We start from the raw sequence: 8,628 nt of genomic DNA on the forward strand, positions 1-8,628 counted from the left end.
GGGAAAAGAGCAATCCACATTAATCTCCCAGACTCTCTTAACCCCTATAAAGACATCCGAGATTGGAAAAGAGCCAATAATTTATATGCTTATGAAGGAGAATATAACAGAGAATCTAAAAGCGGTAATAATCCTATAACTATTACCGAACCCGCTTATAAAGAAATTAATATTTCATATGCTATTAATTTATTAGAAAATACTTTTGAAACTGAAGATAAAATATATCGGATTACTTGTCAAGATACACAACTAAAAAGAGATATTTTAATTGATTATCAAAAAGATTATATTGCATGGTTAAACCAATGTTATATCAAATATGGCTGTACCTATCAAGCTGAAACAATTAGAAACAAATTAGGCCGTTCATCTAAAACCCTTTACGATGAAAACGGCAATGTACATTGGTATTCGTATGTAACTGGTGTTTTCTTAGATGATTGGTATATCGACGGAAATGATTGTGCTTCTGGCGGTGATCGTTGGCAAACAAGAACTTATTATCAATTTTTAGACACAACCAGACCACCTAAAAAACCAAATATCCTCGATTCTTAATTAAAATATCATCCAAAGACCCTTCACAAGGGTCTTTTTTTATTACCCAATACTTAAAAAAGAAAGGAACTATTAAATATGTTCGTAAAAAAAAATATCCTCATTTTTAACTACTAATATCATCTTTATTTTATTATTAATACCTTTTTATCTCATCTCTTATTTAATCAAATTCTATCTTTTTACTTATCAATTAAGCATCCAAAGGTTAAAGAAAGGTATCGTAGTTAGATTTTATCAATATCTAACCACTATTAAAACTAATAATCATGTGGAACCTAATTAATACTTGGTTAACAAAATTAAATAATTGGTTTGCTGCTATAAGTAATTGTTTTTTTAATAATCAAAACCAATGGTTTAATTTAGCTTTATTAATCATTTTCTTATTATTTTTACCTCATCTTTTATGTTTAATTGATTTCATCTTTAAATGTCTTTATCATATAATTAAATTTATTTATTATTTAGGAAAATATCTTTTATTATTATTAAAGAAAATATTTAAGAAAGAACGAATATTATGAGAATCAAAAACTTAAATCAACGCACCAAATTATGGTATCAACACCGAAAAAAATACATTAACGCTTCCGAAATCGGTAGTATCACAGGTAATGATAAATTTAGAACCTTAAATCAACTAGTCCATGACAAAATCTTTGGCACTACTTTTACTTCCAATAAATACACCGAACATGGCAATAAAACCGAACCTTTGGCTAGAACTTTCTTTGAAAAAACCACCCAATTAATTTATCCTGATACCATCTTTACAGATGACAAAGAAAAAATGTTTTCCGCTTCCTTAGATGGTTATAATGAAAAAACCAAAACTCTCTTAGAAATCAAATGTCCTTATCGTGATGAAAACAACAACATCTCAACATCATGGAATGATTTTTTAGCAAACAAAGAAATCCCTAAAAACTACTGGGCTCAAGTCCAATGTCAACTCTATTGTTCCCAAGCTAAATTTGCTTATTTTTTAGTTTATTTTAATGATAATGATTATCATGTAGTTAGAATTTACTTAGATAATAATTTTATTACCAAAATGATTCAAGATAGCAAACAATATTTAGAACTTTTATCAAAAACTAAACAAGAATTATCACAAACAACTTATTTAAAACGATTAAGTAAATTTAAATAATAATTAAAAACCTAAGACCTTCAAATCGAAGGTCTTTTTTTTATACTCAAAATCTAAATTTAAAGGAGAACAAAAATGAAATTAATAGTTTTTGAAGGACTAGACGGCAGCGGCAAAACTACTTTAATTCAAAAAATTAAAAAACAATTAGAAAAACAAGGTCACGAAGTAATTACTTTACAAGGTTTAGGCAGTTCCTCCATCGGCCAACCTCTTCGTGATATCTTTTTAACTAATGCCCAATTAAAACCATTAACTAGATATCTTCTTAGTTTTGCGAACATGCAACAAACCCAAGAAGAAGAAATAAAACCACATTTAGAAACTAATAAAATCATTTTAATAGATAGATGGTTAGGTTCTAACTTTGCCTATCGAGTTTATCCTTATCAAATTGATAAAAATTATCAGCTTTTTAATAAATTAAGTAAGAATTTTATTAAACCCCATCTCACTGTCTATTTACAAATAGAACCTCAATTAGGACTACAACGCAAATTAAACCAAAAAAACCACAAATTAGATGTTATCGAAACTAAACCTTTATCATACTTTAATAAAGTCAAACAAGGATATGAATTGTTCTTCAAAAGAAAAAACCTTGGCCATCAATTAATCTTAAAAGAGATGAATAACAAAACAGCATTAACTAACCAAAAACAAATTATTAAACAAATAGGAGCACTATAAAATGGCGATCATAACTAAAAAAACCTGCCAAAATGGCAATACTTACATCTATTTTTCTAATGGAAAAATCAAAACTATTCATAAAGATGGCACCATCACTTGGAAAACAAAAAGAATTTTTAAAACTAAAAAACCAACAAAAGACCTTAATTTAAAGGTTTTTTTATTTAAAGAAAGGAAATCTCAAATGTTAAACAACCAAGATTTTTGTAATATTCAACAATTTAATACTAATATTCAAACTGTGGAAATCTTAAAATACTTTTTTAATAAAGACACCTTTAATCTTTCTGTTGACAAATATATGAAAACCAATCACCAACAATTAAACCATTATTTTAACCAAAATAATATTCACTCTCAAAGTCAAAAAGTAATCCGTGGTAAAATCAATGAATACCTCATTTTATTATATTTTCAAAATAAAGGTATCACTAATTTATACCCTCAAGTAAATTTATTTTTTATCCCCGACATTAAATTTGATTTAGTTTTATTCACAGAAAATAAAAGAATAATCGCTTTTAATTTCAAAACCTGTCTCCGCGAACGCTATAAACAAACCATGATAGAAGTCCAACAACTCAAAAAATTAGACACCCGTTTTGAGTTTTATTTATTAACTAACAACGAAAAAGAAACTCAAAGACTAAATAATAAAATTAACCAAGGCAAAGTTCAAGGGATTAATCAAGTAATTAACTTATTTTCCAACTCAGCTAACGATTTCTTACAAAACTTAATTACCACCCAATTCATCCCTTTTTCTAACATCAACATCATTAAAAAATAAAAAAGGAGTTAATATAAAATGTTAACCAACGAACAAAAAGCGTTACAACAACTAATAAATTATATCGAACAAGGCCAATGGGAAAAGCTAAAACTTTACTGCCAAATAATTAAACCCCAAAATCTAATTAACTCTCAAAATAAAAAAATATTTACAACTTTAAAATATTTATTTTTAGAAAAACAAACAACTCATCCTTGGGATAAAATAAAATCTCAAACTGAGATAATCAAAGAATTACTGGCCTATCTTCAAACCTATTTCCCCCAAGATAACTTTACCAAAGAATCATTATCTTTTTTAAATAATGATTTTAGTAAGGAAAATAACCTTGATTTCTTAGATAACTTAAAACACACCTATACCAAAGAAAAACTGTTCCAACAACTCTTAAAAATTATTAGTCCTTCTTTTGAAACCCAAGATCCTTACACTAAAAATTTATATTACCAAGAAATCTTTGATAAATTAAGAAAATTTATGGCTTTTATTCCCCACAAATCAGACCAAACCTTATTCACTTTAAATCAAATGTCCTCTTGTCATCCTGAGTTTTTTTGCCGCCGACAATCAAGCAAAACAAAAAATTCAAGAAGAATATTACCGTTTATCTGAAACTTTTCGAGGCTTAAATCAAGCAACTAAAGGATTCAAAAAAGGGCAAATCATCACTATCGGAGGGTATACTGGTTTAGGCAAAACAACTTTTGTCTACAACCTTCTTTTAGATATCGCCAAAACCAAACACCAAGAAAGTTCTCATTATCCTCATATTTTGGTATTTTCTTATGAAATGACAATGGAGGAAAATTTAAGTCGTTTATTAGCTCACCAAACTCAAATTCCTTTAGACGTTATTTTAGATAAAAATTTGGAAGACTCAAACATCACACCACAACAATACACGGAAAGGATGAAACAATCCAAACAATTTTTTGTTAACATAAATTTATCATTTAGTTATGATCAAAGTAAAAACATTGATTATGTTATTGATTTAGTTTATCGCCTCCATTTAGAACAACAAGCAGAAATTATCGTCCTTGACCACCTTCAAATAACCAAAACCACGAATCACTTAGAAAATGACCGTTTAGCTATTGATGAAATTATGACTAAACTCAAACAATTGGCCATGGAATTAAACATCGTTATTATCATTTTATCTCAATTTTCAAGAGATACATACACTAACTACAAAGGTAAATCGCCAGAAATAACCGCTTTAAAAGGAAGTAGCGGGATTGAAACTAATTCTGATATCGTCTTAATCATGTCCGAATTCCAACCCCAATTATCCAAAGACCAAGAAAAACCTTTAAATATTTATAATTCAACCTTAAATCAACTCTATTTAGAATCTGATGACAATGAAAATCAAAAAATAATTGAAGTATGTATCAAAAAAAATAGAAGTGGTACTAAAAAAACCTTAATTTATCACTTTGAAATGAGTACTCAAACTTTCCAAGAAATCGGTTATGTTTTACCTTATCAAATAGAAACTTATTATTAATCAAAAAAATAGGAGTTAAAATAAATGAATCATCAAGACAAAATTAAACACATTAAAACTAATTTTCCCATGATTGTTTTATTAAAAAAATTAAAAATTTTACCCCCGAACTTCAACACCAAATATCGTTTCCCTTGTCCCATCCATCAAGGAAACAACCCAACTTGTTGCCATTTAACTTCAGATAATAAAATTTATTGTTGGAAATGTTGTAAAGATTACGATATTATTGATGTTTATATGGAAATAAGAGGAATTAAAACCTTCAATAACGCCCTCGAAAAAATTAATAACTTTATAAAAACTCAAGAATTTAAAAACTTAATCCAACAAAAAACTTCAACCCCTAATATTTCTTACAAACCTTTTAAATATCAATTCCACCCCAATAAAATCAACAACCCAATTGATGAAAAAGAAATTAACACCACAAAAACACAATTATTTAAAGAAATATCACCTTTATTTAACCAAATTAGAGATTATTATCATTATTTATTAACTACTAACCGAAATAATGAATCTCACCTAGGATTAGAATATTTAACTCAAAAAAGAAAATTAACTCTAGAAACCATTAAAGAATTTAAACTAGGTTATGCCCCATTATCTGATAAATCTTTATCTTTTCGTCTAGTAAATTATTGTAAAAAGAAAAATATCGATACAACCAAATTAGTTGAATATGGTTTTGTTAAAGAAAAAACCAATCAACAAAATAAAAAATATTATCACGATACTTTCCATGGTTCCATCATTATCCCTATTGAAAATGGATATAATAAAACATTTCACTTTTATCAAAATCATTTTCGCGAAGTTTCTTATTTGCAACCTAAATATAAATCCCTCAATAATTTTAGTCAAACACCTACTTTTCATTTCAGTTATCGTTTTTTCGAAGCTTTACCGTATATAAAAAAAACTAAAACAATTATCATTCATGAAGGTTTTTTTGATGTTATTAGTTGTTGGCAACACGGCATAAAAAATGTCGTGGGTTTAATTTGTGTCGCCCAATTACTTTCCCAAACCCAAATGGATATTCTCAAAAAAGAAAAGATTAAAGTCATTATCGCCCTCGATAATGACGAAACTGGAAGAAAAAGAAACGCAGCCTTAGGAGAACAAATAAAAGAACAACAAATCCCTTATGAAATTAGACGCATTTTGTTCCCTTATGACAAAACTTGTAAAGATGTTGATGATTTAATTCGTCAATACGGCATTCAAGCTTATCGAAAATGTTTTTTAGACCCTTATGTTTCCTATGAAGAAGCAGAAAAGAAACAAATAGTGGATTTAGCTATTCATTTTTTTGGAGAAGATAAAGTTGAAGTAATTAAATAATTATTTATTATAAAATACCAACTAAACAACAACAAACGTATTATTTTACCCCTATAAGGTCCTCTTTAAAAATAAAATTAATAATATAAATCACGCACATTCAATTACTAGGCCAAAAATTAATAAATATTTTAACAAAATGACAAAAATAAATTTAAAGGAGAAAATAAAAATGAAAAACGACCTTAATCAAGGAATCCTAATCGGTGGATGGAACGCTAAAACCACCCCTACTGATTTAGAACAAATTAAACTCTTTTTACAAACGTTAAAACAAGATTTAATCAACCTTACCATTATAACCCATTCTAAAAAGAAAAATACTTACCAAGAAGCCAATTATCGCCCCAAAAACCAAACTCTATTTGTAGACCCTCAAATCTTGGATGAAATTAAACAAACAAAAATAACCTTAATTAATGATAATTTCTCTTCTAGTAATAGTCAAACTATTACTTTCAAATTTACCCCCCCTTAAAAGCCAAAATAGCCCCCTTAAAACCCATCATAATATCTTCCAAATCAATTATCAAAATGAATCTAAAAATATCATCAAAGAATTAATTGGCAAAATCAATCTTCATAAACTAGAAAACTTACAATTATATCAAATAGACCCCAATAAACTAGATAAATACAATAAACCGATTAAAACAAACTATAAGAAAGCTTTAAATATCATCTATTATCGACAAGAAGATTTAAAATATATTCAATTCTTCTTAACTAAAACCAAACAAGGTTATCGGGTTAAAAAACTACATCCTATGTATAAATATATTTCAAAACAAAAAGACTAACAGTTTTATAACACTTTACTAACAACTTTATAACAGTTTGACTTTGAAAATAATCTATATAAAGATTAACTCATTTAAGGAGTGATATTTTATATTTTATATCGATAATGATAATGATACTCGATATTTGATATTATCGTTGTATCATTTTTAATATCATTATTATTAATCGATATAAAAAAATCTTTCTTTTAATTAATTTTATTTTTTTAATTTATTTTTATAATTAAATAAACTTTAATTTTTCAATCAACTGCCTTACCAAGTATTGAATAGTTGTTATTAAAAAAACATCAATGTGCTGAAGCTCTAACAAAATCATAAAGACAAATAAAAAAAGAAAAAGAAGAACCCCCATTTGCGTACAACCCCCTTTTTTCAAGATATGACATTTTCAAACAAAATCTCTTTAAATAAAAAATCTTTTAGAGTTATAATAGATAACATATAAAAGAAAGATAAAAAAAGTAAATGGGGATTTTAATCATAAAAATAGACAAACTACAACAAAAATTAAATTATTACAAAAATTATTGAAAAAATTAAAAAATTGATAAAAAGATTGTTTTTCATTTAGTTAACCAATTCAATCGAACTCTTAATTTAACCACCATTTTAAAAACAATTCAAATTAAAAAAAGTACTTATTATTATTGGTTGAAAGTTAAAAATAAACTCCAAGAAAAAGAAGAAAAAGATCTTTTACAACAAAAACGTATTGAATCTTTATGTAAAATGCGTGAATATTTATTTGGCCATCGTAAAATCACTCATTTATATCAAAAAATCTTTAATGAACCCATCACTAAGAAAAAAGTTTATCTCATCATGAAAGAAAAAGGGATTTGTTGTCGTTTAAGAATCAAAAAAAATAAATATCATTATCGTTCTTTAAAGGATAATTTAAACATAGCTCCTAATTTAATTAATCAAGATTTTAAAAGCGCCGAACCAATGCAAAAACTATTTACCGACATCACTTATTTCAAAACTCCCCAAGGTTTTTTATATTTTTCTTGTATTATCGACTCTTTTAACAATCAAATAGTCGCTTCTCATGTGTCTAAGCAACAAAATAAAGATTTAGTTTTAAATACTATCAAAAAAATGCCGAAACCAAAAAAAACTTGTATTATCCACTCAGACCAAGGTTCAGTTTATCAATCTTTAAAAATCCAACATACTTTAACCAAAAAAGGTTTTCTTATTAGTATGTCGCGCAAAGCAACACCTAGAGATAACTCTGTCATTGAAAACTTATTCGGCCAAATGAAAAGCATTTTATTTTATCGCGATCCTTTTTTATTTCAAAAATCACCAACAAAAATAAGTAAAATCATCAACCAATTTCCTGCTTTTTGGAATTCTAAATGGATTTTGGCTAAATTAAACTATCTTTCGCCCATCCAATATGAACAAAATTTAAGATAAAAGAATTAAAAAAACTTTTAAAAACAGACCTTTTAAAAAGGTATCTTTTTTGCGCCTTTTTTAATAAAATGTTCTTATTAATAATAAAAATTATTTTATTTTCATTTTGTATATGAGTTTTTAACTTTTTTTACCTAACTATATAATGAAAAGATAAAATATTAGCAAAAATATCTTTTGAAACTAGCAAATTATAAAAAAACATTAGACACTTTTTCGTCTAATGAAAATACTTTGTTAGTTTGAAAAGATAGAAAATTATCACTTAATTTTTTAGACTTAAAGAACAATTTTAGAGACAAAAGTTGTATTAAAAAAAGGAACAGCGCAG

At 26.6% G+C, this 8,628-nt stretch carries 4 protein-coding genes and 4 pseudogenes; all 8 read left to right on the forward strand.

Annotated features, from left to right (window positions below; all coding sequences use genetic code 11):
- A pseudogene (locus CPX_RS02185) lies at nucleotides 1-561 on the forward strand (hypothetical protein); the annotation flags it as partial.
- A 523-nt stretch (nucleotides 562-1,084) separates the two neighbouring features.
- Nucleotides 1,085-1,717 carry a YqaJ viral recombinase family nuclease gene (locus CPX_RS02195; protein WP_053521544.1) on the forward strand — a complete coding sequence of 211 codons (633 nt, stop codon included), beginning with the start codon at nucleotides 1,085-1,087 and terminating at the stop codon, nucleotides 1,715-1,717.
- 75 nt (nucleotides 1,718-1,792) lie between these two features.
- Nucleotides 1,793-2,407 carry a dTMP kinase gene (gene tmk, locus CPX_RS02200; RefSeq protein WP_053521545.1) on the forward strand — a complete coding sequence of 205 codons (615 nt, stop codon included), beginning with the start codon at nucleotides 1,793-1,795 and terminating at the stop codon, nucleotides 2,405-2,407.
- Nucleotides 2,408-2,594: 187 nt separating this feature from the next.
- Nucleotides 2,595-3,200 carry a hypothetical protein gene (locus tag CPX_RS02205; RefSeq protein ID WP_053521547.1) on the forward strand — a complete coding sequence of 202 codons (606 nt, stop codon included), beginning with the start codon at nucleotides 2,595-2,597 and terminating at the stop codon, nucleotides 3,198-3,200.
- 18 nt (nucleotides 3,201-3,218) lie between these two features.
- A pseudogene (locus CPX_RS02210) lies at nucleotides 3,219-4,716 on the forward strand (replicative DNA helicase).
- A 24-nt stretch (nucleotides 4,717-4,740) separates the two neighbouring features.
- On the forward strand, nucleotides 4,741-6,066 hold the full coding sequence (locus CPX_RS02215; protein ID WP_053521546.1) for a toprim domain-containing protein: 1,326 nt from the start codon (nucleotides 4,741-4,743) through the stop codon (nucleotides 6,064-6,066).
- Between the two features lie 172 nt (nucleotides 6,067-6,238).
- Nucleotides 6,239-6,866 (forward strand): annotated as a pseudogene (locus tag CPX_RS03565) (phase variable surface lipoprotein).
- A gap of 458 nt (nucleotides 6,867-7,324) precedes the next feature.
- A pseudogene (locus tag CPX_RS02225) lies at nucleotides 7,325-8,297 on the forward strand (IS3 family transposase).
- Nucleotides 8,298-8,628 lie beyond the last annotated feature (331 nt).

Source organism: Candidatus Phytoplasma pruni, from assembly GCF_001277135.1.
Lineage (GTDB): Bacteria > Bacillota_I > Bacilli_A > Acholeplasmatales > Acholeplasmataceae > Phytoplasma > Phytoplasma pruni.